Source organism: Bradyrhizobium sp., from assembly GCF_050014615.1.
Lineage (GTDB): Bacteria > Pseudomonadota > Alphaproteobacteria > Rhizobiales > Xanthobacteraceae > Bradyrhizobium.
This window is the reverse complement of record NZ_JBEKCZ010000004.1, coordinates 1-25,321: the sequence shown is the minus strand read 5'-3', so window position 1 is coordinate 25,321 and position 25,321 is coordinate 1. Positions and strand designations below refer to the sequence as shown.

General features: G+C 62.2%; 25 protein-coding genes. 21 read left to right on the top strand and 4 right to left on the bottom strand.

Annotation, left to right across the window (positions count from 1 at the left end; all coding sequences use genetic code 11):
• Positions 1-94 precede the first annotated feature (94 nt).
• The 8 genes from ABR948_RS01285 to ABR948_RS01250 all read left to right on the top strand — a co-directional run bounded on the left by ABR948_RS01285 (position 95) and on the right by ABR948_RS01250 (position 8,222).
• Complete coding sequence (locus ABR948_RS01285; RefSeq protein ID WP_428113447.1) at positions 95-1,711, top strand: ABC transporter substrate-binding protein; 1,617 nt, start codon at positions 95-97, stop codon at positions 1,709-1,711.
• Between the two features lie 78 nt (positions 1,712-1,789).
• Entirely contained in the window at positions 1,790-2,800 is a 1,011-nt protein-coding gene (locus ABR948_RS01280; RefSeq protein ID WP_428113445.1) for an ABC transporter permease, read from the top strand.
• Positions 2,797-3,699 carry an ABC transporter permease gene (locus tag ABR948_RS01275; protein ID WP_428113444.1) on the top strand — a complete coding sequence of 301 codons (903 nt, stop codon included), beginning with the start codon at positions 2,797-2,799 and terminating at the stop codon, positions 3,697-3,699. Before ABR948_RS01280 ends, ABR948_RS01275 begins: the two co-directional genes overlap by 4 nt.
• A gap of 23 nt (positions 3,700-3,722) precedes the next feature.
• Entirely contained in the window at positions 3,723-5,453 is a 1,731-nt protein-coding gene (locus tag ABR948_RS01270; protein ID WP_428113443.1) for a dipeptide ABC transporter ATP-binding protein, read from the top strand.
• 46 nt (positions 5,454-5,499) lie between these two features.
• Positions 5,500-5,682 carry a DUF4089 domain-containing protein gene (locus tag ABR948_RS01265; RefSeq protein WP_428113441.1) on the top strand — a complete coding sequence of 61 codons (183 nt, stop codon included), beginning with the start codon at positions 5,500-5,502 and terminating at the stop codon, positions 5,680-5,682.
• A gap of 28 nt (positions 5,683-5,710) precedes the next feature.
• The gene (locus ABR948_RS01260) at positions 5,711-7,087 is read left to right on the top strand and encodes an AtzE family amidohydrolase (protein WP_428113499.1); all 1,377 of its coding nucleotides are present in this window, start codon (positions 5,711-5,713) and stop codon (positions 7,085-7,087) included.
• 2 nt (positions 7,088-7,089) lie between these two features.
• Positions 7,090-7,488, top strand: coding sequence for an oxalurate catabolism protein HpxZ (hpxZ, locus tag ABR948_RS01255; RefSeq protein ID WP_428113439.1), 399 nt, complete (start codon positions 7,090-7,092; stop codon positions 7,486-7,488).
• Positions 7,485-8,222: a GntR family transcriptional regulator gene (locus ABR948_RS01250; RefSeq protein WP_428113437.1), complete on the top strand. Its 738-nt coding sequence runs from the start codon at positions 7,485-7,487 to the stop codon at positions 8,220-8,222. The genes hpxZ and ABR948_RS01250 overlap by 4 nt, the downstream gene beginning before the upstream one ends.
• A gap of 25 nt (positions 8,223-8,247) precedes the next feature.
• Here ABR948_RS01250 and atzF read toward each other — a convergent pair whose 3' ends face one another.
• A complete protein-coding gene (gene atzF, locus ABR948_RS01245) occupies positions 8,248-10,038 on the bottom strand; it encodes an allophanate hydrolase (RefSeq protein WP_428113436.1) in 1,791 nt (596 codons plus the stop codon).
• Positions 10,039-10,534: 496 nt separating this feature from the next.
• On the opposite strand from atzF, the gene ABR948_RS01240 reads away from it, so the two are divergent.
• The gene (locus tag ABR948_RS01240; RefSeq protein WP_428113435.1) at positions 10,535-11,749 is read left to right on the top strand and encodes an ABC transporter substrate-binding protein; all 1,215 of its coding nucleotides are present in this window, start codon (positions 10,535-10,537) and stop codon (positions 11,747-11,749) included.
• Positions 11,750-11,796: 47 nt separating this feature from the next.
• On the opposite strand, the gene ABR948_RS01235 is transcribed toward ABR948_RS01240, so the two are convergent.
• Positions 11,797-12,582 (bottom strand): phospholipase D-like domain-containing protein, encoded by a 786-nt coding sequence (locus ABR948_RS01235; protein ID WP_428113433.1) that lies wholly within the window; start codon positions 12,580-12,582, stop codon positions 11,797-11,799.
• Here ABR948_RS01235 and ABR948_RS01230 point away from each other — a divergent pair.
• Positions 12,581-12,760, top strand: coding sequence for a hypothetical protein (locus tag ABR948_RS01230; RefSeq protein WP_428113431.1), 180 nt, complete (start codon positions 12,581-12,583; stop codon positions 12,758-12,760). The two genes, ABR948_RS01235 and ABR948_RS01230, sit on opposite strands and share 2 nt — an antisense overlap.
• A gap of 41 nt (positions 12,761-12,801) precedes the next feature.
• Here the strand turns inward: ABR948_RS01230 and ABR948_RS01225 are convergent, their stop codons facing one another.
• Entirely contained in the window at positions 12,802-14,085 is a 1,284-nt protein-coding gene (locus tag ABR948_RS01225) for an NAD(P)/FAD-dependent oxidoreductase (RefSeq protein ID WP_428113429.1), read from the bottom strand.
• 236 nt (positions 14,086-14,321) lie between these two features.
• Here ABR948_RS01225 and ABR948_RS01220 point away from each other — a divergent pair, with 236 nt between their 5' ends.
• The 5 genes from ABR948_RS01220 (at position 14,322) to ABR948_RS01200 (ending at position 17,347) form a co-directional block, all read left to right on the top strand.
• On the top strand, positions 14,322-14,630 hold the full coding sequence (locus ABR948_RS01220) for a hypothetical protein (RefSeq protein WP_428113427.1): 309 nt from the start codon (positions 14,322-14,324) through the stop codon (positions 14,628-14,630).
• 131 nt (positions 14,631-14,761) lie between these two features.
• Positions 14,762-15,514, top strand: coding sequence for an SDR family NAD(P)-dependent oxidoreductase (locus ABR948_RS01215; RefSeq protein ID WP_428113426.1), 753 nt, complete (start codon positions 14,762-14,764; stop codon positions 15,512-15,514).
• A gap of 38 nt (positions 15,515-15,552) precedes the next feature.
• Positions 15,553-15,996: an SRPBCC family protein gene (locus ABR948_RS01210; RefSeq protein WP_428113424.1), complete on the top strand. Its 444-nt coding sequence runs from the start codon at positions 15,553-15,555 to the stop codon at positions 15,994-15,996.
• Between the two features lie 15 nt (positions 15,997-16,011).
• Complete coding sequence (locus ABR948_RS01205) at positions 16,012-16,428, top strand: GFA family protein (RefSeq protein WP_428113422.1); 417 nt, start codon at positions 16,012-16,014, stop codon at positions 16,426-16,428.
• Between the two features lie 49 nt (positions 16,429-16,477).
• Complete coding sequence (locus ABR948_RS01200) at positions 16,478-17,347, top strand: sigma-70 family RNA polymerase sigma factor (RefSeq protein ID WP_428113420.1); 870 nt, start codon at positions 16,478-16,480, stop codon at positions 17,345-17,347.
• Positions 17,348-17,353: 6 nt separating this feature from the next.
• On the opposite strand, the gene ABR948_RS01195 is transcribed toward ABR948_RS01200, so the two are convergent.
• Entirely contained in the window at positions 17,354-18,244 is an 891-nt protein-coding gene (locus ABR948_RS01195; RefSeq protein WP_428113418.1) for a LysR family transcriptional regulator, read from the bottom strand.
• Between the two features lie 162 nt (positions 18,245-18,406).
• Here ABR948_RS01195 and ABR948_RS01190 point away from each other — a divergent pair, with 162 nt between their 5' ends.
• The 6 genes from ABR948_RS01190 to ABR948_RS01165 all read left to right on the top strand — a co-directional run.
• Positions 18,407-19,900 (top strand): glutamine synthetase family protein, encoded by a 1,494-nt coding sequence (locus ABR948_RS01190; protein ID WP_428113416.1) that lies wholly within the window; start codon positions 18,407-18,409, stop codon positions 19,898-19,900.
• Between the two features lie 45 nt (positions 19,901-19,945).
• Positions 19,946-21,331, top strand: a complete 1,386-nt coding sequence (locus ABR948_RS01185; RefSeq protein WP_428113415.1) for an aromatic ring-hydroxylating oxygenase subunit alpha — start codon at positions 19,946-19,948, stop codon at positions 21,329-21,331.
• A gap of 2 nt (positions 21,332-21,333) precedes the next feature.
• A complete protein-coding gene (locus tag ABR948_RS01180) occupies positions 21,334-21,924 on the top strand; it encodes an aromatic-ring-hydroxylating dioxygenase subunit beta (RefSeq protein WP_428113413.1) in 591 nt (196 codons plus the stop codon).
• Between the two features lie 215 nt (positions 21,925-22,139).
• Positions 22,140-23,312, top strand: coding sequence for an ABC transporter substrate-binding protein (locus ABR948_RS01175; protein ID WP_428113412.1), 1,173 nt, complete (start codon positions 22,140-22,142; stop codon positions 23,310-23,312).
• Positions 23,313-23,602: 290 nt separating this feature from the next.
• On the top strand, positions 23,603-24,520 hold the full coding sequence (locus ABR948_RS01170) for a branched-chain amino acid ABC transporter permease (RefSeq protein ID WP_428113411.1): 918 nt from the start codon (positions 23,603-23,605) through the stop codon (positions 24,518-24,520).
• A partial coding sequence (locus ABR948_RS01165; RefSeq protein ID WP_428113410.1) for a branched-chain amino acid ABC transporter permease occupies positions 24,517-25,321 on the top strand: 805 nt, incomplete at its 3' end. The genes ABR948_RS01170 and ABR948_RS01165, both read left to right, overlap by 4 nt.

Sequence of the window (25,321 nt, the reverse complement as noted above, 5' to 3'; positions counted from 1 at the left end):
GGTTTAGTCGCTGTGTAAGGGTCCATCAAGATTTGGCACAAACCTTGCGACGTCTATGTCCAAAAGCCGATTTCCTCGTGCGTTGGAGCGTCAGATGAAGCGCCGCGATTTTCTCAAATCCGTGTCCGGCGCAGCCGCGGGCGCGATGGTGCCGGCGCCCGCAATCTGGTCCTCCGCGAAGGCCGATGGCCGCTCGGAGACGCTATTGGTCGTGACCGAGAACGGCCCCAACAATCTCGACATCCATGGCGTGGGCACCAACCGTTCCGGCTACGAGACCTCGTGGAATTGCTACGACCGGCTCATCACCCATGAAACCAAGACGCTGCCGGATGGCACGCTGTCCTACGATCGCGACAAGTTCAAACCCGAACTCGCCGAAGACATGAATATCGGCGACATGTCGGTCACCTTCAAACTGAAGAAGAACGCGACGTTCCACGACGGCACACCGGTCACCGCCAAGGACGTCAAATGGTCGCTGGATCGCTCGGTGACCGTTGGCGGCTTCCCCACGGTGCAGATGAAGGCCGGTTCGCTGGTCGACAAGGAACAGTTCGTCCTCGTTGACGACAGCACTGTGCGCATCGACTTCACCAAGAAGGATCGCCTGACGATACCCGATCTCGCGGTGATCGTGCCGAGCATCTACAATTCCGAACTCCTGAAGAAGAAGGCCACGGAAAAGGATCCCTGGGCGCTCGATTACACCAAGAGCAACACCGCCGGCGGCGGCGCTTACAAGGTGACGAGCTGGAAGCCCGGGGTCGAGACGGTATACGAGCGCCATGACGGCTGGGTGGGCGGCAAACTGCCCCAGCTCAAGAAGATCATCTGGCGCACGATTCCCTCGCAGGGCAACCGCCGTGCCTTGATGGAGCGCGGCGATGCCGACATCTCCTTTGATCTCTCGAGCAAGGACACCTCGGAGATGAAGAAGGAGAGCAAGCTCGTCATCATCTCCAACCCGATCGGCAACGGCATGTACTCCGTCGAGTTGAACGTGAAGAACCCGCCGTTCGATAATCCGAAAGTCAGGCAGGCGGTGGCCTATGCACTGCCCTACCAGAAGATCATGGATGCGGCGATGTTCGGTCTGGCCAATCCTTTGTTCGGCGGTCCGTCCAACAATGTCACTGACATCAACTGGCCGGCGAAAAGCGGCTACGTCAACGACATCGCCAAAGCCAAGGCGCTGATGGCGGAGAGCGGCGTCTCGGACATCGACACCACGGTCTCGTTCGATCTCGGCGCCGGCGACATCTGCGAACCGATTGCCGTGCTGGTGCAGGAAGCCCTCGGCCAGATCGGCATCAAGACCGCGATCAACAAGGTGCCCGGCGCCAACTGGCGCAGCGAAATGGCGAAGAAGTCGATGCCGCTGATGGTCAATTTCTTCTCCGGCTGGCTCGACTATCCCGAATATTTCTTTTTCTGGTGCTATTCCGGCCAGAACGCGATCTTCAATACGCCGAGCTATGTCAATGCGGACATGGACACCCTGATCGACGGCGCGCGCGCTGCCGCCGCCATCGGCGACAAGGATAAATACGCCAAGGACGTCGAGGGCTTCATTTCCAAGGCCTACAATGAGGCGCCGCGCATTCCGCTGTTCCAGCCGTTTCTCAACGTCGCGACGCAGAAGAACATCTCAGGCTACGTTTACTGGTTCCACCGGCAGCTCGACTACCGCTCAATCGTCAAGGCCTGACGCGCGCCGCATCTGAGATGCGGGCGCGGCAACTCAATCGTTTCTCAACGCGGCTCGGAAATTTTGGGGCAGAAGACCATGTTGACGATCGTGAAGCGTCTGGTGACTGTGATCCCGACCCTGATCGGTGTCGTGATCGTGACCTTTCTGCTGACCCGTGTATTGCCGGGCGATCCCGCGGTTTATTTCGCCGGACCGGCCGCCACGCCGCAATCGATTGCCGAAATCCGCAAGTCGCTGGGGCTCGACCGGCCGCTGCCCGACCAGTTCGCGCATTATGTCAATGATCTCGTCCACGGCAATTTCGGCAATTCGCTGTCCACCGGCCGTCCGGTCGCGACCGAAATCTCCAGCCGTTTGCCGGCGTCAGCGGAGCTGACGCTGTCGGGATTAATTCTGGCGATCGTCATCGCGGTGCCGCTCGGCATTTTCGCGGCGGTCAAGCAGGGCTCCTGGATCGATCACCTATGCAGGGTGATCGCCACCGCCGGGGTTTCGTTGCCGGTATTCTTCACCGGCCTGCTATTGGTATACATCTTCTACTTCAATCTCGGCTGGTCGCCCGCACCGATCGGCCGGCTCGATGCCTTTGCCACGGCGCCGCCCGATATTACCGGCTTTTATCTGATCGACAGCCTGATCACCGGCAATTTCGAAACCTTCCGTGCCTCGCTCAGCCAGTTGATTCTTCCGGCGGTGACGCTCGCGGTGTTCTCGCTGGCGCCGATCACGCGCATGACCCGCGCCTCGATGCTGGCAATCCTGGCCTCTGAGTTCATCCGGACCGCGCGTGCCAGCGGTCTCAACGACCGCACCGTGATCCTCACCTATGCGTTTCGTAACGCGATGCTGCCGGTGGTGACCACGCTGGGCATGGTTTTCTCGTTCCTGCTCGGCGCCAACGTGCTGGTGGAAAAAGTATTCGCCTGGCCGGGCATTGGCTCCTACGCGGTCGAAGCGCTGCTGCAATCGGACTTCGCGCCGGTACAGGGCTTCGTGCTGACGATGGCGGTGTTGTACGTGGCACTCAACCTTATGATCGACATGCTCTACGGCGTGATCGATCCGCGCGTGAGGCTCGAAGCATGACCGAAGCCAGTCTGACCGCCGTTCCTGCGGTGGAGGCGCAACCCAAGCCTCCCACCAACTCCATCTTCCGCCATGCCGTCTACGTGGTAGCGGACAATCCGGTGACCGGATTGTCGTTCGGGCTGTTCGTCCTGATCGCGTTGTGTGCCCTGTTCGGCCCCTACATCGTGCCCTACGATCCGCTCGCCAGCGACACATCCGCAACCCTGCAGTCGCCGTCGCTGCACCATTGGTTCGGCACTGACCTTTTGGGCCGTGATATTTTCAGCCGCGTGCTGGCCGCGACCCGTCTCGACTTCACGATCGCGGTTGCTTCGGTGGCGCTGGTGCTGTTCCTGGGCGGCCTTGCCGGCATCGCCGCCGGCTTCTTCGGCGGATGGACCGACCGCATCGTCGGGCGCATCTCCGATACCATCATGGCGTTTCCGCTGTTCGTGCTGGCGATGGGCATCGTCGCCGCGCTCGGCAATACCGTGACCAACATCGTGATCGCGACCGCGATCATCAATTTTCCGCTCTATGTCCGCGTCGCGCGCGCCGAGGCCAATGTGCGGCGTGACGCCGGCTTCGTGCAGGCGGCGCGGCTGTCCGGCAACGGCGATTTCCGCATTCTGCTGGTGCACATCTTGCCGAACATCATGCCGATCATGATGGTGCAGATTTCGCTGACCATGGGCTATGCCATCCTGAACGCGGCCGGACTGTCGTTCATCGGTCTTGGCGTAAAGCCGCCGACCCCGGAGTGGGGCATCATGGTCGCGGAAGGCGCGACCAACATCATTTCCGGCGAGTGGTGGGTGGCGTTCTTCCCCGGCGGCGCGCTGATGATCGCGGTATTCTGTTTCAACCTGCTCGGCGACGGATTACGCGATCTGGTCGATCCGCAGCGGAGGACATGAGGCATGAAGTTCGGGAGCAAGCCATGACCGCGCAGCCGCTGCTCGACGTCAGCGATCTCACCGTCGAATTCGCGACCCGGCGCGGCATCGTCAAGGCGGTGCAGCATGTCAATATCGCGGTCGGCAAGGGCGAGACGCTGGGCATTGTCGGTGAATCCGGCTCCGGCAAGTCGGTGACATCCTATGCGGTGATGCGGATCCTCGACCGCGCCGGCAAGATCGCCGAAGGCTCGGTGATGTTCTCCGGCGTCGACGTCAAGGCTGCGACCGAGAGCCAGATGCGCGACCTGCGCGGCCGCGAAATGTCGATGATTTTCCAGAGCCCCCGGCTGGCGCTCAACCCGATCCGCAAGATCGGTCGCCAGATCGAGGATGTGCTGTTGCAGCATGTCCAGGTCGACCGGTCGCAGGTCACGGACCGAGCGATCGCGGCGCTGGAGCAGGTCAAGATCGCGCGGCCGCGCGAGCGCTATCATGCCTATCCGTTCGAATTGTCGGGCGGCATGTGCCAGCGCGTGGTGATCGCGCTGGCGCTGGCCTGCAACCCGCAGCTTCTGATCGCCGACGAGCCGACCACTGGCCTTGACGTCACGACACAGAAAGCCGTGATGGACCTGATCGTCGAACTGACCAAGCGCCGCAGCATGTCGACGATCCTGATCACGCATGATCTTGGATTGGCCGCGGCCTATTGCGATCGCGTGGTGGTGATGGAAAAGGGCCGCGTGGTCGAAACCGCGTTGTCCGCCAATATTTTTACCAAACCCGAACACGCCTATACCAAGAAGCTGATGCGTGCGACGCCGCGGCTCGGTGTCTCCTTGCGCGATCTGCTGCCGGAGGAAGAAGCCGCGGCACTTCCCTCGACCCCGGCATCCGCAGTGGCCGCTCCCCCAGCAGGCGAGGACAGCGGCAAAAAGCCGCTGTTGCTGATCGAAAAGCTGGTGAAGGAATATCCGCGTCAGGGCGCCACGGCGACGTTGAGCAAACTGTTCGCGCGCAAGCCGGCGGCGGAGCCCGAAAAATTCCGCGCGGTTGACGGCATCAGCTTTTCGGTGGGACATGGCGAGAGCGTCGGTCTGGTCGGCGAATCCGGCTGCGGAAAATCCACCACCTCGATGATGGTGATGCGGCTTTTGGACCAGACCTCCGGCCGCATCATGTTCGACGGTGACGAGATCGGCGGCATCATGCCCAGTGCCTTCGCGCGGTTGCCGCTGCGCAAGAGCATCCAGATGGTGTTTCAGGATCCGACCGACAGCCTCAATCCGCGCTTCACCGCGGTGCGCGCGATCGCCGATCCGATCATGCAACTCGGCGATATCAAGGGGCGTGACGCGTTGCGCGCCCGCTGCGAGGAATTGGCAGGTCTGGTCGGGCTGCCGGTCAATCTGCTGGATCGATTCCCGCATCAATTGTCGGGTGGACAGAAGGCCCGCGTCGGCATCGCCCGCGCGATTGCGTTGCACCCGAAGCTGGTGATCCTCGACGAGCCGACCGCCGCACTCGATGTCTCGGTGCAGGCGGTGGTGCTGAATCTGCTGCAGGATCTCAAGCAGTCGATGGGAATGAGCTATTTATTCGTGTCGCATGATTTGAATGTGGTACGATTATTGTGTGATCGCGTTATTGTGATGCGGACCGGGAGAATCGTCGAGCAAGGTCCTTCGGAGCGGGTCTTGGGTGACCCGCAGGATGCCTATACAAAGGAGCTGTTGACGGCTATTCCACATCCGCCGTTGCCGGTTCACTGAGTCCACCGGCGGATGGGGAAGATTGACGGGAGAGTGCGGGACAGTAATGGCTGCTGATTTTCTTGATGATTATATCGACGCCGTCTCGAAAGCGCTGGCGCTGCCGGTTGACGACGCCTGGAGACCGGCGGTACGGGCCAATCTCGAAGTGTCGCTGAAGCTGGCGCGGCTGGTGGATGAATTTGCGCTATCCAACGAAGCCGAGCCGGCCAGTGTCTTTGCAGCCTGATACCGCCATAACGCCCGATCGCGACGGGTTGTCGGCCTCGGAAATCGCCTCAGCCGTGAAGAGCCGAAAGCTCACGGCTCTCGGCGTCACCGACGCGGCGCTGGCGCGGATCGCCAAACATGATCGCGTCCTGAATTCGTTCACCGACGTGACCGCCGATCGCGCGCGCGCCAAGGCGAGCGCGGTCGATGCCGCGATCGCGGCGGGGAAAAATGCCGGCTCGCTCGCCGGCGTGCCGTTTGCGGTCAAGAACCTGTTCGACGTGCAGGGCCTGTCGACGCGCGCCGGATCGAAGATCAATCGCGATTTTCCGCCATCGCCGCGCGATGCCACCCTGATCGAACGGATGGAAGCGGCCGGCGCGGTGATGGTCGGGGCGCTCAATATGGGCGAATATGCCTACGACTTCACCGGCGAGAATATTCACGACGGACCGTCCCGCAATCCGCATGATCCGACACGGATGACCGGCGGCTCGTCGGGTGGCTCCGGCGGCGCGGTCGGTGGCGGGCTGGTGCCGCTGGCGCTGGGATCGGATACCAACGGCTCGATCCGGGTGCCGTCTTCGTTTTGCGGAATTTTTGGATTGAAGCCGACCTACGGCCGCCTGTCCCGTGCGCGGTCGTTTCCGTTCGTCTCGAGCCTCGATCATCTCGGTCCGTTTGCGCGCAATGTGGGTGATCTCGCGCTCGCCTATGATGCGATGCAGGGACCCGATCCGGATGACGCGGCGTGTACGACCCGGCCGGCCGAGCCGGTCGCGTCGATGCTGACGCAGGATATAGGCAATCTGCGGATTGCCATTGCCGGTGGATATTTCCAGAAGAACGTCTTTTCTGAAGCGGTCGAAGCCGTCGCGCGCGTCGCCAAAGGACTCGGCGCCACGCGAACCGTCGAAATTCCCGAGGCTGCGCGCGCCCGCGCCGCGGCCTATGTCATCACCGCCTGCGAAGGCGCGTCCTTGCATCTCGATCGCCTGCGCCAGCGGCCGAACGATTTCGATCCGGCGGTGCGCGACCGCTTGCTGGCGGGCGCGATGATTCCGGCGGCGCTGGTCGACCGCGCGCAGAAATTCCGCCGCTGGTATCGTGCCCGGGTCTTGGAGCTGTTTGCATCGGTCGACGTGATCATCGCGCCGGCGACGCCATGCGTTGCGCCGAAGCTCGGGCAGGCGACCTTCGTGCTTGACGGCGTCGAACTTCCGGTGCGCGCCAACATCGGCATCCATACCCAGCCGATTTCCTTTATCGGACTTCCGGTGGTCGCGGTGCCGGTTCCGCTCGAGCCGATGCCGATCGGTGTGCAGATCATTGCCGCGCCCTGGCGGGAAGATATCGCATTGCGCGTGGCTCATGCGCTGGAACGCAGTGGCGTGGTTTCCGCGCCGCGACCGGGAGGATTATAGCCATGCAGGTCGATCTCCCCGACGTGCTCGCCGAGGTGACCGAGCAATTCGCCCGTTACGAGAAGGCCCTGGTGACGAATGACGTTGCCGTTCTCGATGACCTGTTTCGCCCCGATTCCCGCACGCTGCGCTATGGCACCGGCGAAAATCTCTATGGCTATGATGCGATCATGGCGTTTCGCGCCGCGCGCTCGCCGGCGGGCCTGATGCGCCGCACCGCCGGGACCGTGATCACGACCTATGGCCGCGACGCGGCGGTGGCCTCGACCCTGTTTTATCGTGATTCCTCGCCCGGTAGAGTGGGGCGGCAGATGCAGACATGGGTTCGATTCGCCGAAGGCTGGAAGATCGTCGCCGCGCATGTCAGCATCATCGACGAACCGCAGGATCAATCGACATGAGTCTTGACGATCTTCCATCCAGCACTCCCGAGCGTTCCGGCATCGAAGCGGAGCCGGTGGTGCGGCGTGTCGGCCGTGCGTCGCCGCTTCCGGACAAGATCACGCGCGCGGAAGAACTGCGCCTGCAACTCGCCGATGAAATCGTGCGCGGTGTGCTGGCGCCAGGATCAGCCCTCGACGAGACCGATATTGCGACGCGTTTCAAGGTTTCGCGTACCCCGGTCCGCGAAGCGCTGCGCCAGTTGGCGGCCAGCGGCCTGATCGATGCGAGAGCGCATCGCGGCGCGGTGGTGGCGCGGCCCTCGGTCGAACGGCTGACCGGCATGTTCGAGGCCATGGCGGAGCTGGAAGCGCTGTGCGCCGGCCTTGCCGCCGAACGCATGCTGCCGGCGGAGCGGCACCGGCTGGAGGCGGTGCACGAGGAACTGCGGGTGTTGAGCTATGCCGGCAATCCGGACCGGTTTCACGAGGTCAATGAGCGCTTTCACAACACGATCTATGCGGGTTCGCAGAACGGCTATATCGCCGAAATTACGCTCGCGACCCGGGTGCGGGTGCAGCCGTTCCGTCGCGCGCAGTTCCGTAATCTCGGGCGGTTGGCGAAATCCCATGCCGAGCACGACCGCGTGGTGGTGGCGATCGTGCGCGGCGACCGCGTCGGCGCGGCGGCCGCGATGCGGGCGCATATCGAGCTGGTGCGCGACGAATACGAACTCTACGCGGTGTCGCTGTAGTTCAAGCGTGTCAGGTGCGGGGATATCAACCCGCCGCTGCCACGAACGCGCGCCAGCCGTTGAAAGCCGAGATATCGCGCGCGCCGTCGATCGCGGCGGGTTCGACAATGAAGCCTTTGACGCCGCGACCGTCGGCAAGAACGATGGTGCCGATCGCCATCGGCGAGGGGATGGCGGCGACGAACCTGCCGAACGCCGCGGCTGAGAGCGCCCAGACTTCCAGCGCGATGGACGATCCCGTTCCCGCGGCCACCCGCAGCAGGCCGGGTTTCGGCGGCGTGGTGTCGAGGGCATAGAGCTTGTAGTCCGGCGCGGTCGCGGTGGCCTCCAGCAATCGTCCGCCCAGCGCCTTCAATTCGCTGTTGAGCACCATGCCCGAGAGATGCGCGCCGACCACGGCGATCGCGATTTCGTCGCCGCTGGCGCTGACCGGCAGCGCCGCCAGCGGCGGCTGCGGCACGCAGCGGCTGCCCAGGGTCAGTTTGGTATCGGCGTGAAACACCCGCCCGATGCCGGCGAGCTGTGCGTCCTGACCGGCGGGTGCCAACAGCGTGATGCCGAACGGAATATCGTCTGATCTGATCGACGCCGGCAATGCGAGGCCGCAGAGGTCGAGCAGGTTGACGAAATTGGTGTAGGTGCCGAGCCGGCTGTTGAGTTCGATCGGATTGGCGAGCACCTGCGCGGTCGAGTACACGGTCGGCGTCGTCGGCAGCACCAGCGCGTCGATATTCGCAAAAGCGCGCTCGGCGATGCGGCGCAGCGTCTGCAGCCGGTACAGTGCGGCGAAGGTATCGGCGGCGGTGAGCCGCGCGCCGCCGGCGGCTATTTCGCGCGTGATCGGATGGATCGCATCCGGCGATGAGGCCAGGAGATTGCGGATCACCAGATAGCGTTCCGCGACCCACGGCCCTTCATAGAGCAGCCGCGCGGTTTCATAGAACGGCTCGAGATCGAACCCGACCAGCGTGGCACCAAGCGCGGTCCAGCGCTGGAGGGCCGCGGCGTAAGCGGCTTCCGCGGCCTTGTCGCCGAAAAAGATCAACTGACCGTCGCGCGGCACGCCCAGCTTCAGATTGGCGGGAAACGAGGCGACCTGCCCCAGCGGCCGGTTGCGCGAAAACGGGTCGGCCCCATCGGGGCCGGCCATCGCGGCCAGCGCCGCCGTCGCGTCATCGACGGTGAGCGCAAAAACCGACACGCAATCCAGCGTCCGGCACGCCGGCACCATGCCGGCGGTGGAGACCAGTCCGAGGCTCGGCTTCAGCCCGACGATATTGTTGAGCATCGCCGGCACGCGGCCGGAGCCCGCGGTATCGGTGCCCAATGCGAGCGGCACCAGCCCGGTCGACACCGCCACCGCCGATCCTGAACTCGAACCGCCCGGAATGAGGTCGCCGCGTATCGGATTGTTGGGGATGCCGTAGGGCGAGCGCACGCCGACGAGACCGGTGGCGAACTGATCGAGATTGGTCTTGCCGATCATGATGGCGCCGGCCGCGCGCAGCCGCGCCACCGCGGTCGCGTCGTGCGCGGGCAAGTAGGAAAACGCCGGGCAGGCGGCGGTGGTGGGCAATCCGGCGACGTCGATATTGTCCTTCACCGCGACGGGAATGCCGTAGAGCGGAAGCAGCGAGGCATTTTTTGCGGTCAGGGCTTCCGCTTCCGCCAGCGCATCCGCTTCGTCGCGCAGGCTGATGAAGATGGCAGGGTCGTTGTGCTCGCGGATCCGCTGATAGCTGCGCGCGACGGTTTCCGCAGGCGACAGGGTGCCGGCGCGATGCGCGGCGAGGATTGCGGCGACCGTTTCAGTCACGCGCGGCCCCGATCGGGAATGAGCTTGGTCGGCGGGTACGGCAAGGAGTGTCTCCGGATGCAAAACACGAAGGGTGGGTTGAGGTTCGCCATTGCTGACTACGCTCCGGGACTAGAATCCTTCCCCGGTCGAAGCAAGCAGTGTGCCATTGTGTACATCGGAATTGCTGACCTTAATTCCACAAATAAATCTTTGTTATCAGTTATTTGTACCATTTTTAGGGGTGCCGTTGGGGCCCTTGGGGGAAATCGGCGCGATCACGGCTGCCTATCTTATGAGCAGGGTTATTCCGGACATCGGGCCCGTCCGCCGGAGGGCTTTGCCTTTGGCGCGCGACGACATCTTACCGGCGATCTTGCCGGCGCGCGTGGTTCTCCTGTCGCGCAAAACGTCGCATGATGGCGAGAACGACGCGTCGACCGGGCAGCCAGGGATGCCCGGCTGCGGCGGCAAGACGCCAAAAATCAAAACAAACAAATCAAGAGGGAGAGACGCGATGAGGGGGCTGATTGGGTGTCTGGCACTGGCGTTGTCGTGTGCCGCAGGGGGATCCGCGCGCGCGGAAATTTCCGACAATGTGGTTCGGATCGGCGTGCTCAACGATATTTCCGGCATCTTCCAGGACACCAACGGCATGGGCTCGGTCGAGGCCGCGCGGATGGCCGCGGAAGATTTCGATGGCGGCGGCAAGAATATCAAGGTCGAGATCGTCTACGCCGATCACCAGAACAAGGCGGATGTTGGCTCGGCCATCGTGCGCAAATGGCTCGACGTCGACAAGGTTGACGCGGTGGTCGATGTGCCGAATTCGGCCGTCGGCCTCACCGTCAACGCGCTGTTGCGCGACACCCGGATGACGTTCCTGGCCTCTTCCACCGCCAGCTCCGATCTGACCGGAAAGGCCTGCTCGCCGAACACCATCCAATGGGTCAACGATGCCTGGGCGACCGGCAACACCACGGCGGCGGCGATGATGAAGCGCGGCGGCATGGACTGGTATTTCATCACGGTGAATTACGCGCTCGGCCAGGGTATCGAGGCCGAAGCCACCAGCTACATCGAGAAGCACGGCGGCAAGGTGCTGGGCTCGGCCAAGCATCCGCTCAACACGCCGGATTTCGCGTCGCTGCTGCTGCAGGCCCAGAATTCCAGGGCCAAGGTGATTGGTCTCGCCAATGCCGGCGGCGACACCATCAATGCGGTCAAGCAGGCCGGTGAATTCGGCATCAAGGAAGGCGGCCAGACCCTGGTGGCCTTCCTGCTGTTCATCAACGACGTGCACGGCATGGGACTGAAGGTCGCGCAGGGACTGCAACTGCTGGAAGCCTTCTACTGGGACATGAACGACGACACCCGGGCCTTCGCCAAACGTTTCAGTGCCCGGCCGGGCATGAACGGCAAGATGCCGAGCGGCAATCAGGCCGGCGTCTACGCCTCGACGCTGGCGTATCTCAACGCGGCGGCGGCGACCGGCAGTGATGACGCCAGGGACGTCGTGCCGCAGATGAAAAAATTCAAGGGCAAGGACAAATTGTTCGGCGATGTCACCATCCGCCAGGATGGCCGCGTCATCCATCCGATGTATCTGTTCGAGGTCAAGAAGCCGGAGGAATCGAAATATCCCTACGACTATTACAAACTGGTTTCGACCACATCAGCCGATCAGGCGTTCCGGCCGATCGCCGACGGCGGTTGTTCGCTCGTGAAGTGATGTGATCGATGCGCCGCGAGGGTCAGGCGGCGCGCGATCGTGCTGGACTATTTCCTGGCGGCCGCCTTGACAGCCCGGACGGCCTTCGCCGTCCTGACGTTTGAAGCCTGATCCTGCGCAACCATGTGTTCGGCGATCAACTCGGCCGTGAAGCGGCTGATCGTGTCGGGATCGGTGATGATCGACTGGGTATTGTTCTGCGCTTTGAAACCCGCGGCCTTGACGTCGAAAGTGCTGCCCACGGCCTGGCCTTCGCCCGAGACCGACCAGTTGGTCGATCCCTCACCGGCGACCTTGCCGTCGGCGACAAAACCCTTGGTGTGGCTGATCTGATGTGTGAGGGACTGGCCAATGGCCACGTGGGTGTTGAACAGCGCGAGGTCCTCCCTTCTGTCGGCGTCCAGCAAGGCTTTCTCGTGCTTTCCGCCGGCCTGGCTTTTGTCCAGCGTCACCAGCATCGTGATCGTTTTGTCGACCGCGATTTTCTTCAGGATCTCGTTGAGTTCATCGTCATCGAACCCGAACATGTTCAGATAGAGCGAGACGCTGACGCGGGACAGAACGTGTTTGAGGATGGCGTGGACGTCGTCACGCCCAACATAAAACAGATGAAAGTCCTTGCTCGCCGTGGTCGCGTAAACCTTCTCCTGGGTATAGGGCTGCAGGTCCTGCAGGTCGAACCGCTGCAGACTTATGGACGGATCGTCGATAACGTTGGTGACGGTGGATTTGGGCGGTGTGGTTGAATCTGACGTTGCCACGGCGGCGGGCGCTGCTACCGGCGCCGGAGTGGCTTGCGGCGCGGACACCGCTGTGGACACCGGCGCTGACATGGCCGGCGTTCTTTTTTTTGCCGGTGCTTTCTTTTTCGAAGCCTTCTTTTTCGAAGCCTTCTTTTTTGCGGCTTTCTTTTTGGGTGCTGCTGCTCTCGCCATGGCGCGGGCCTCCCTCAAGGCCTTCCACGCTAAAGGTGCGTCATATATGATGTCAATCTATAATTGTATGGCCTGATCGGCAGGAGCGTGAACGGCGATTGAGCGCAGGCCTACCCGTCACCGCACCACCTTGCTGCTGCCTTGCGTGATCAGGCGCGCGGCGCGCTGATCGCGGGCGTGGATCCACAGCCAGCTGATGGCGACGCTGAGCCGGTTGCGCAGCCCGATCAGGAAGTAGATGTGGGCGATGCCCCATATCCACCAGGCGAGGGTGCCGCGCAGCTTGATCGATCCGAAATCGATCACCGCCTTGCGCTTGCCGATCTGCGCCAGGCTGCCGGCGTGCCGGTAGCGAAACGGCGCGGGTGTTTCGCCGCGCAGCCGCGCCTTGATGCAATTGGCGACATAGCGTCCCTGCTGCTTGGCGGCGGGGGCAATCCCGGGCACCGGCTTTCCATCGGCGTCCGCGACAGTAACGGTATCGCCGATCGCGAATATATCGGGATGGCCAGAGACCGTAAGATCAGGCTGCACCTGCAAACGGCCGGCGCGGTCCGACGCCGCATTGAGCCATTCGGCAGCGGGCGACGCGCGCACGCCGGCGGCCCAGATCAGCGTCTTGGCCTGCAGGCTGTGGCCGCCATACACGACGCCGTCGGCCGAGCATTCGGTGACGGGCTGTCCCAGCACCACTTCGACACCGATGCTTTCCAGCGCGCGCTGGGCATAGGCGGAGAGGTCGTCGGCAAAGCCGGCCAATACCCGGGGCCCGGCCTCGATCAGAACGACACGCGCCTTCTGGGTGTCGATGTTGCGGAAATCAGGCGGCAGCGTGTCCTGGGCCAGCTCGGCGATGGTGCCGGCTAGTTCGACGCCGGTCGGCCCGGCGCCGACAATGACAAACGTAAGAAGCGCCGCGCGCCGCTGCGGATCGGTCTCGCGCTCGGCGCGCTCGAAGGCGACCAGAATACGCCGCCGCAGCGTGGTGGCGTCCTCAAGCGTTTTCAGGCCGGGCGCGAACGGCTCCCATTCGTCATGGCCGAAATAGGCGTGACGGGCGCCGGTGGCGAGAACCAGTGTGTCATAGGGCAAGGCGTCGCCGTCATCGAGCAGCACCCGATGGCCGTCCGCATCGACGCCGGTCACGGTGGCGAACAAGGTCGTGACCTCGGGGCGGCCGCGCAACAGATAGCGGATCGGCCAGGCGATCTCCGAAGTCGCCAGTGAGGCCGTGGCGACCTGATATAAAAGCGGCTGGAACAGATGATGGTTGCGGCGGTCGACCAGCGTGATCGAGACCGGCGCGCCGGCAAGCCGATGCGCCGTTTCCAAGCCGCCAAAGCCGGCGCCGACGATCATCACGCGATGAAGCTTTTCGGTACGGGGCTGCTCGGTGGTCATGTGAGGCCGCCTTCGGTTGAGATTTCTTCAGGCTCCATGGATGTAGACGTTTAACGGTTCAGGGCCAAGGCCGGTTTCCCAATCGATCGATAGCGAAAACGTATCGCCGGTCGACAAGGCTGGCGTTCCGCAACATGAAAAATATTTTTTCCGGCCGAATCCTTTTGTGAGGGTCGAACGTCTATGGGCACGAGACGCGACGATCCCGGTTCGCGGAACCTGCGATGGAGAGGACGATGAAACGAACCTTGATCAGGTACAAGACCAAGCCGGAAATGGCGGACAAGAACGCCGAACTGATCGCCGGGGTGTTTGCGGAACTGAAAACCGCGAGGCCCGATGGCGTTCGCTATCTTTCGCTGCGGCTCGACGACAACAGTTTTATTCATTTGGTCGAGACTGAAGCCAGCGACGGCTCCAGCGCGCTCCCGACTCTGGCCGCTTTCAAGACATTTCAGAGCGGAATTCGCGACCGCTGTGCTGAGCCGCCGCAGGTCGGCAGTGTGACCGTCGTCGGCAATTATCGCATGCTCGGTGAGCTATAGGCCGCAAACAAGCGGCTGGCGGCCTCCGGAGCGGGCCAGGGATGCGGTCGAAATTTTTTCGTTCAGCCCGAATCCTTTTGCCGTGGCCGAACGTCTTGGGATCGAGACGCATTGAAGAAGGAAAAAGCGCCATGGAAACCCTCGAAGGGCAGAAGGTCGTCGTCACCGGAGGAAGCCGCGGGCTCGGGCTCGGCATTGTCGAGGCGCTGGTGGCCCAGAAGGCAAAGGTGACGGTCGTCGCGCGCGATCCGGTGCGTCTCGCCGAAGTCTCGCAACGGCTCGGCGTGGATGTTGTTGGTGGCGATGTCACCGACGAAAAGCTGGCACGGGACGTTGTTTCGGGCGTTCGGCCGTCGGTGCTGGTGCTCAATGCCGGCGCGACGCCGCCGATGGGTCCGCTGCACGAGCTCAGTTGGGAAGACTTCAGCCGGGTGTGGAACGTCGACGTCAAGGCCGGCTTTCACTGGGTGCAGGAGGCGTTACGCCTTCCCTTGCCGCGCGACAGCCGCGTGATCATCGCATCGAGCGGGGCGGCGCTGAACGGCTCGCCATTATCCGGCAGCTATGCCGGCGCCAAGCGGATGCTGTGGCTGATGGCGCTCTATGCCAACGACGTGGCCCGGCAGCTCGATCTCGGCATCCGTTTCCAGGCGATCCTGCCCCAGCAGATCATCGGCGACACCGAACTCGGGCGCGCAGCGGGCGAGGCTTACGCGAGGAGCAAGGGCGTCAGCGTTGAGGCCTTCTTTGCAGGGTTCGGCGCGCCGATGCCGCCGCGCAAGGTCGGCGACAATGTGGTGTCGATCCTGACCGATCCGCGCTACGCGGCTGGCGTGGCGTTCGGCATGAAGGGTGACCTTGGCATCGTTTCGCTCGATGCATGAGATTGTACGCGAGACAACATTGGAAGGAGAAATCGCAGATGGTCGATATTTTACACAAGGTCGGAATCAAATCGTCGTCGCTGAAGGATGTTTATCAGGCCTTGACCACGCGCGAGGGTCTTTCCGGCTGGTGGACCAGCGACACGCAAGGCGAAAGCAAAGTCGGTGGCGTACTGCAATTCCGCTTCGGCGCCGGCGGTTTCGACATGAAGGTTCTCGAGCTTGATCCCGGCAGACACGTGCTGTGGCAAGTGGTCGACGGGCCGCAGGAATGGATCGGCACCAAGGTAGATTGGGAGCTCAGGCAGGACGGCGACTGGACCATCATCCTGTTCAAGCACCAGGGCTGGAAGGAGCCGGTGGAGTTCATGCACCATTGCAGCACCAAATGGGGCGTCTTTCTGCTGAGCCTGAAGTCGCTTCTCGAGACCGGGAAGGGTGCGCCCTGGCCAAACGAGATCAAGCTCGACAGTTGGGAATAGGACAGGAGAGAAGACATGAGCGAGACCTATAGCGGCGGATGCGCCTGTGGTGCGATCCGCTATGAAATCTCTGCCGAGCCGGTGTTCATGAACGAGTGCCAGTGCCGCGACTGTCAGCGCAAGAGCGGCACCGGGCACGGCTCCTATTTGTCCTTCCCCGGCAAGAGCCGCGTGAAGCTCGCAGGCGAAGCGACGCATTGGGACATTGTTGGCGATTCCGGGAATGTGAAGACCCGCGCCTTCTGCCCCAGTTGCGGTTCACCGGTGTATATGACGTTCGCGGCGATGCCGGACCTGTTCACCGTGCACGCGGCGAGCCTTGATGACCCCGGCCGATACAAACCGCAGGCGGTGACGTATACTGTGCGCGGTCATGCCTGGGACCATGTCGATCCGGCCTTGCCGAAATTCGACAAGATGCCGCCACGTTAGAATCGGACCAATGGGTGAAACCTGAGGCAGAATGAAACCGGTTCCGGAAATGTCGGCCACCGATAGCATCGATGGTTTGCTGATTGCGCTGCGGCCGAGGCTGCATCGCTATTGCGCGCGCATGGTCGGCTCGGTGATCGACGGCGAAGACGTGCTGCAGGATACGCTGATCAAGGCGGTGGAAGCGTTTGCGTCGGCCGGTCCGATCGGCAATCCCGAGGGCTGGCTGTTCCGGATCGCGCACAACACCGCGCTGGACTTCCTGCGCCGCCGCAACCGGCAGGAAGCGCTGCGATCGGGCGAGGAGGTGGACATGATTGCCGACCCGGCCGATACCGTCGCCAGCCGCGAGATCGCGCGTGCCAGCCTTCGCACCTTCATGCGGCTGCCGGTGGCCCAGCGCTCCAGCGTCATCCTGATGGACGTGCTCGGCTGCTCGTTGCAGGAAGTCGGCGACGTCATGGATTACAGCCTGCCGGCGGTCAAGGCGGCGCTGCATCGCGGGCGCGCCCGGCTTCGTGAACTGGCGGAGGAGCCGGATGACGCGCCGCGCCCGGAATTGTCGAGCGCCGAACGCGACCGGCTCGGCGCCTATGTCGCGCATTTCAACGCAAGGGATTTCGACGCCATCCGCGCCATGATCTCGGACGATGTGCGGCTCGATCTCGTCAACAAAGCGCGGGTCAATGGCAAGGCCGAGGTGTCCCGATATTTCGGAAACTATTCCAGGCTCAGCGACTGGCATCTGGTGCCGGGACAGGTCGAGGGACATCCGGCCATCCTGGTGTTCGATCCCAATGAGCCCGGCGCCGGGCCGAAATACTTCATGTTGCTGAACTGGTCGGCCGACAAGGTCCTGGCCATCCGCGATTTCCGCCACGCGGCCTATGTCATCGACGGCGCGGAATATCTGATCTGAGGAGATCTACGGTCTGGATGCTTTCATCAGGCAGTCGGACAATCGCTGCGCCGCGGGCGAGAGACTTCGTCCGCGAAGATGCGCCATAACGAAAGCGCCGGGCGCGGCCAGTTCGGGAACATTGGGCAGGCGAAGGGCACCGAGATTATGGAAGTATTCCGCTACATCGGCCGACAACATCCAGATCAGGTCCGAACTGTTCATCAACGCGACATTGGTTTGAATCGATGATGATTCCACCAGGCAGCGCTCGGGTCTGCGGCGCTGCTTTCGAAAAACCGCCTCGGCGGCGCTGCGCATCGCGGTACCGTTTTCCGGCAGTATCCAGGGTTGTTCAATCAAGTCGTTCCAGGTGACCGCCCGCTTCCTGCCCAAGGGATGATGCGGTCCGCAAACCGCCCTGACGGCAGGGCGGTACAATTCCCGAGCGGTGATGTCGGAACTCTGGACGCCGCTGTTGAAGCGCCCGACCAGGATGTCAATCTGGCCGGTATGCAATTTGCCGAGAAGTTCATCCATCGGCCCTTCGCGGACGGTGACGGTAATGCGCGGCGCCTCGTTCAAGAGCAGTGTCAGCGCGCGGGGCACGATGACGTAACAGGAGCTTACACCGGCGCCGATGCTCGCTGTGCCGATCAAGCCGCCATCGATTGCCTCAAGCTCCTGCTGGGTGCGATCGATATCGGCAATGAGCCCCGCGGCTCTGCGAACCAGGGTCCATCCGGCAGTTGTCGGCTTCAGCGTCCGCCCAACGCGCTCGAACAGGTCGATATTCAGGTCGCCTGCCAGTGTCCTCAGCAGGCGCGATGCCGCCGGCTGGGTGAGATTCACCTCGCGGGCAGCCGCGCTCAAGGTCTCGGTCCGCTGCATTGCCGCGAGCAGTTCGATCTGTGACATGCGAAGACGGCTCAATAGTCGGGCTTTCGGTTTGCGGGGACTCTTCATCGAGACATTCCAAAAATGGTATGTGTTGTCGCTGACAATTCATTGGATATGATAGCTTAAAAACCACAACATTGTACCGATCGACGGGCAAGCCGGTCTGATCATGGGCAGCATATGGGCGATCCGGCCGAATTCATCGAGAAGCACGGGCTTTGGGCTGATGATCAGCGCCGGCAGGCCCGGGAAGTCATGGCGCGGCTCGACAGCGATGGCATCCGCCTGGTGCGGGTGGCCTGGACCGATCCGCACGGCGCGTCGCGGGTAAAAATGGTGACGACGCAGGCGTTCAAGGCGGCGCTGAGCGGCGGTTACAATATCAACGTGGCGACGGCCATGCTGGACGGCTCGGGCGCCCGCATATTCTCGTCGTTTACCCGCGGTGGCGGCATGGGCCTCGAGGAAATGACCGGGTCGCCCAATCTTGTTATCGTGCCGGATCCAGCGACATTTCGCGTGCTGCCATGGGAGCCCGACGTCGGCTGGATATTGTGCGATGACTATTTCAGCTCCGGCCAGCCATTTTACTTCTCGCCCCGGCATTTGCTTCGCAACCAGCTGCAGCGATTACGAGAGCGATCGCTGCGTCTTGTCGTGGGACTTGAGGTCGAATGGTACTTGCTTCGTCTGTCCGAAGAGCGCCTGGCCGACCAGCATATCGGCGCTCCCGGCATCAAAGGGCGCGCGCTGCGCGCCCATCCCGTCGAGGCCGGATATTCATTGCATTCCGAAACTGGCCTCGACTTGATGCACGGTCCGCTCTCGGAGTTGGCGCGCGCCTACCAGAAGCTGGATCTGCCGGTAAGGTCGTTCGAAAACGAATGGGGACCCGGTCAGGTCGAATGCACCTTCGCGCCGGCCGAGGCCCTGCAGGCCGCCGATAATATGGTGCTGTTTCGGACCGCGACCCGGCAACTTTGTCGCCGGATGGGATATCTCGCGAGCTTCATGTGCCGCCCCAAGCTGAAGGGGGCCTATCCAAGCGGCTGGCATCTGCACCAATCCGTCGTCGAGACCAGCGGCGGCGCCAACATTTTCACGCCGAGCAACCCGGGCGAGAGCCTGTCGCCGGTCGGCAAGGCATATCTGGGAGGCCTGTTGCAGCATGCACTTGCGGCAGCCGTATTGGCGAACCCAACGGTGAACGCCTATCGCCGGTTTCGCGCCAACTCCCTTGCGCCGGATCGGTTGGCGTGGGGTATCGACCACCGCGGCGTGCTGCTGCGCGTTCTCGGTGAGGTCGGCAGTCCCGCCACGCGCATCGAGAACCGGATCGGCGAGCCGGCCGCCAATCCCTATCTTTATATTGCCTCGCAGATCATCAGCGGCCTTGATGGCATCGACAATGCGCGCGATCCCGGCGCGCCGGACACCGATCCCTACAGCGCCGGCGGATCGAGGCTTCCGAACCGCCTCCTCGTCGCGCTTGAAATGCTGGAGCAGGATCCGCTGTTTCGCCGCGAACTGGGTGACCGCTTCATTGACTACTACCTGGCCTTCAAGCGGGTCGAAGCAGGCCGCTTCACGCGGTACGTGAACAACAACAATCTCGATCCGTCGAACGATGAAGTTACCGATTGGGAACAGGATGAATATTTCGATTTCTTCTGACATGCCGCAACTGGCAGCGCGGAAATTGCCGGAATGGGGACCACGATGACGCAAATTGAAAGCGCGCAAGCCGCGCGGCTGGGCAATTTCGGCGGCGCATTCGACTGGGACCACCTGGTTCAGGAAGATCGCGTTCATCAACGGCTCTATACCGACGCGGCGATCTTCGACGCCGAGATGCGCAACGTTTTTGGCGGCACCTGGGTCTATCTCGCCCACGAAAGCCAGATTCCCGATGTCGATGATTACATTACCGCCAAGCTCGGCCTGCGTCCGCTGATCATGACGCGCGACGGCGACGGGATTATTCGTGCGCTCTACAACCGCTGCAGCCATCGTGGGACGACGTTGTGCCGGTTTGAAAAGGGCAACAAGCGCTCATTTCAATGCCCCTATCACGGTTGGAATTTTCTCAACAATGGCCAGTTGCGCGGGGTGCCATGGGCCGACGGCTATGGGCAAAATCCGGCAAAGGATCCCAAGTTCAACCTCGCGCAGGTGCCGCGCGTGGAATCGTATCGCGGCTTCATATTCGGAACGCTGAACGCCGATGCTGCCTCGATCGGCGATCACCTCGGTCCGATCAGAAAGCCGATCGACGAGTGGCTGGACCGCAATCCCGGCGGCAAGGTCGTGGTCTGCGAGGCCAACCGGATCAAATACAAGGGCAACTGGAAGCTCGCTTACGATAATTCCGGTGACGGTTACCATGTGCTGTATTCGCACCGTTCGCTGCTGGAAACGGAAAATCGCTTCGCCGACGAAACTGCCGAAAAAGGCATGTCTTATTACAAGGTCGCGCCCGATGAGCAGCCGATGTACATGCAATACATGGGCAACGGCCACCATTTCAAGGACAAGCGGCCCAACCTGCAACCACGCAACGGCGGCTTGTGGTCGATCGAATCGCTGCACCCCGGGATGGAGCACGTCGCGCACAAGCTGCGGACCAGGTTCGGCGATGGTGCCGAAGCACTGCTCGATCTGGCAGGCTCGGAGCCCGTCAACATCAACGTGTTTCCGAATCTGTCGCTGCTCGGAAACCACATCCAGGTGTTTCAGCCGCTGTCGTTCGAAGAGACCGATACGATCTGGTACGGCACCAAAATCGAAGACATCGACGGTACGATCGGCGAAGAGGTGTTGAACGACATCAACACATTGCGGATGCGAACCCAGGAGGGGTTTCCGAACTTCGGCGAGGTCGACGACGTGACGAACTTCGAGCAAATCCAGCGCGGACTGCGCTGCCAGGAGGACGAGTGGATCTACATGAACAGGGGTCTCGGCATTCCCGGACGTATTCGTACCCTGGAGGACGGCACCATCAAGGCCCCGGCGACCGATGAAATGTTCATGCGGGAGTACATCAAGGAATGGAAGCGGTTGATGAAAGCCGAGCCTGCGTTGACGATCCGGCGGGAGCCATGACCATGGCACAGCCGGCCCACGATCCATCGCGCTACTCGTATTATGTCGATGACGCGCTCTATTCTGAATTGATCGCCGATTTCGAAACATTGCGACAGGATGGCCCGACCGTCGAGGACAGCGCGGAGCGCGATTTGTTTCGCGGCCTTGTCGAGCGCGAAGCCCGCCTGCTCGACCGGCTTCAGTTCAAGCAGTGGCTTAAGTTTTACGCCGATGAGTGCCTTTACTGGGTACCGAGCACGCCCAATGGCGGCGATCCGCGGCGCGAGATCGCGGTGATGTTCGATGATCGCCGAAGGCTCGAAGATCGGGTGTTTCGTCTATCGACCGGCTTTGCGTGGTCGCAAGCGCCGTCGTCCCGCACGGTACGGCTTGTTTCCAACGTCGAGGTTTTAGCATCCGAAAATCGCGACCAGCGCCTGGTGCGCTCGAACTTTCTGATCAGCGAGTTCTGGGACGACGAAACCCGCACGCTGGCCGGCTGGGCCGGACACCGGTTCCGGAGGATCGGCGGGGATTGGAAAATATCTGCCAAGCAGGTGAATTTGCTGGTATGCGACCAATCTATCCGCAATCCCAGCATCATCCTCTAGGAATGGATATCGCCGTCGCCGCAGCAATATGCGGCGACCAGATTGCCCCGAATCTGAATTGGACGGAAGTCGCATGCCAAAAGCCGTTGCAACGGTCTTTAAGACCGCGCAGGATCACACTACAGTGTCGAATACCGTTAAAGCCCGCGCGATGAGAACTGGACTGGTAATTGCGCACGGGCATGGGCTGGCGTCATAAGGGGAGTAGAACGGACATGAAATCGGCATTCTGGCTGGCGGGCGCGACGGTTCTGGCGCTGGCAAATCCCGCTGATGCGGCTGACACCATCAAGATCGGCTTTGTCTCGACGTTCAGCGGGCCGACCGCCGTGATCGGCAACGACATGCGCAATTCGTTCGAGCTGGCGCTCGATCATCTGGGCCGCAAGATGGGCGGACTGCCGGTCGAGGTGATCTATGAGGACGACCAGCAGAAACCCGACGTCGGCAAGCAGAAGACCGAGAAGCTGGTGCAGTCCGACAAGGTCGACTTCATCGCCGGTTATATCTGGTCGAACGTGCTGCTGGCTTCGCTCAAGACCGCGGTGGATTCGCAGACCTTCCTGATCTCGGCCAACGCCGGACCGTCGCAACTCGCCGGTGATCTGTGCTCGCCTTATGTGTTTTCGACCTCCTGGCAAAACGACCAGACCCCGGCGGCCATGGGCCTGTACATGAATCAGAAGGGCGTCAAGTCGGTGTTCCTGATCGGCCCGAACTATGCCGCCGGCAAGGACATGCTGGCCGGCGTCAAGAGCACGTTCAAGGGCGAGGTGCTGGGCGAGGAATACACGGTGTGGCCGAGCCAGCTCGACTTCTCGGCCGAGCTCTCCAAGGCGCGCGCCTCAAAAGCCGAGTCGATCTTCGTGTTCTATCCGGGCGCCGCCGGGGTGCAGTTCCTCAATCAATATGTGCAGGCCGGCATCAAGCAGCAGATCCCGCTTTATACGGCTTTCACCATCGATGAGCTGTCCCTGCCGTTGCAGAAGGACAATGCGCTCGGCGTTCCCGGCGCCCAGGAGTGGGTGAACGATCTGCCCAATGACGAGAACAAGCGGTTCGTCGCCGACTACCGCAAGAAATACCCGGGGCTGCGCCCGACCTATTACGGCGCGCAGGCCTATGACGCAGCGCAGCTGATCAACAGCGCCGTGGTCGCGGTCAAGGGCGACACCAGCAAGAAGGACGCGATGAAGGCGGAGATGGAGAAAGCGAATTTCAAATCGCTGCGCGGCCCGTTCAAATACGGCAGCAACCACATCCCGGTCCAGAATTTCTATCTGCAGGACGTGGTCAAGGATGCGGACGGCGTATTGTCGCTGAAAACCGTCGCCACCATCGTCAAGGACGACCAGGATCGCTTCCACGACAAATGCCCGATGAAATGATTATCAACCCTGCCCAAAACAGCGGCGGCGTTCGCGCTGCCGCTGTTTTCCTGTCGGCACATGTCTTGCAGTCTATTGGCTTCATCCCTCGGCACGGCGTTGCGCGTCGTCTCAGGATGAAGTGCTCCAAACCCTCATGGTGAGGAGCGCGGCAACGACGCCCGTATCGAGCCACAAGGCTATCCCATCCCCTATGCTGCGATAATACTTGTCGGCAAATTGCTTTATGCTTAAAATAATTCCTGGTGCGCAGGTTGATGACGCGTCCTAACCGGAAAACGACCTAGTCCATGCTGCTTGTCGTCGAACAATTCCTCAATGGTCTGCAGCTCGGCCTGCTGCTGTTTCTGCTGGCGGCGGGATTGACGCTGGTATTCGGCATCATGGACCTCGTCAATCTCGCGCATGGTTCGCTCTACATGATGGGCGCCTATTTCGCGGCGACCTTCGTGGCGTGGACCGGGAGTTTCATCGGCGGCATCGTCCTGGCGCTCGGCGCCACGCTGCTGCTCGGGATCGCGCTGGAATTCATCGCGCTTCGGCATCTCTACGGCCGCGATCATCTCGATCACGTGCTGGCGACGTTCGGGCTGATCCTGTTTTTCAATGACGCGGTGCGGTTGATCTGGGGTCCGGCGGGCCTCGCGCTGCCGCTGCCGGCCTGGCTGACAGTGCCGATCCAGATCGTGCCCGGCGTGTTCTATCCCGCCTACCGGCTGGCGATCATTGTGGTCGCGCTCGCGGTCGCCCTGATGTTGTACGTCGTCGTGATGCGAACCCGGCTCGGCATGCTGATCCGCGCCGGCGCCTCCAACCGGGAAATGATCGGGGCGCTCGGCATCAACATCAAGCTGCTCTATACGCTGGTGTTCGGGCTCGGGGCGGCGCTGGCCGGCCTCGCCGGGCTGATGCAGGCGCCGATTTTGACGGTCCAGATCGGGATGGGCGAGAACATCCTGATACTCGCCTTCGTCATCATCGTGATCGGAGGCATCGGTTCGATCCGCGGCGCGTTCGTTGCCTCGATCCTGGTCGGGATGATCGACACGCTCGGCCGCGCCTTCCTGCCTGACCTGTTGCGAAAGATCCTGAGTTCGGCGGCGGCGTCGACCGCAGCGCCGGCACTGTCCTCGATGCTGATCTATCTGTTGATGGCGATCGTGCTGGTGGTAAGACCGGAGGGGCTGTTTCCAGCCAACCGTCGATGACCGCTTCGCTCAATGCCCGCAATGTGGTCGCGGCGCTGATCGTCGCCGGCCTGCTGTTGCTGCCGCTCTATGCGCAGTTCAGCGGAAACATGTTCGTGCTGACCTTGTTCACCCGCATCGTCATCTTCGCGCTGGCGGCGGTCAGCCTCAATCTCATCATGGGCTATGGCGGCATGATGAGTTTCGGCCACGCCGCCTATCTCGGCATCGGCGGCTATGCCGTCGGCATTCTCGCCGCCGAGGGGATCGGCTCCGGTTTCATCCAGTGGCCGGTGGCGCTCTTGGCCTCGGCGCTGTTCGCGCTCGTGATCGGAGCGTTGTCGCTGCGCACCCGCGGCGTCTATTTCATCATGATCACGCTCGCCTTCGCGCAGATGGCCTATTACGTCGCAGCCGGATTGGCGCGCTACGGCGGCGACGATGGTCTCACCATCTACAAGCGCAGCGATTTTAGCGGCCTGATCAATCTGTCGAGCCGCGTGCAGTTCTATTACCTCTGTACGGGTTGTTTGTTCGGCGGGATCTATCTGGTCTGGCGCATCGTCAATTCGCGCTTCGGCCTGGTGGTGCAGGGCCTGCGCTCCAATGAGCAGCGCATGCAGGCGATCGGCTTTCCGGTCACGCGCTACCGGCTGGTGTGCTTCGTCGTCGCGGGCACGATGTGCGGCCTGGCCGGTGCGCTGTTGGCCAACAACACCGACTTCATCAGCCCGGCGGTGATGTACTGGACCCGTTCCGGCGACCTGATGGTCATGGTCATCCTCGGCGGCATGGGTTCGCTGTTCGGTCCGGTCTTGGGCG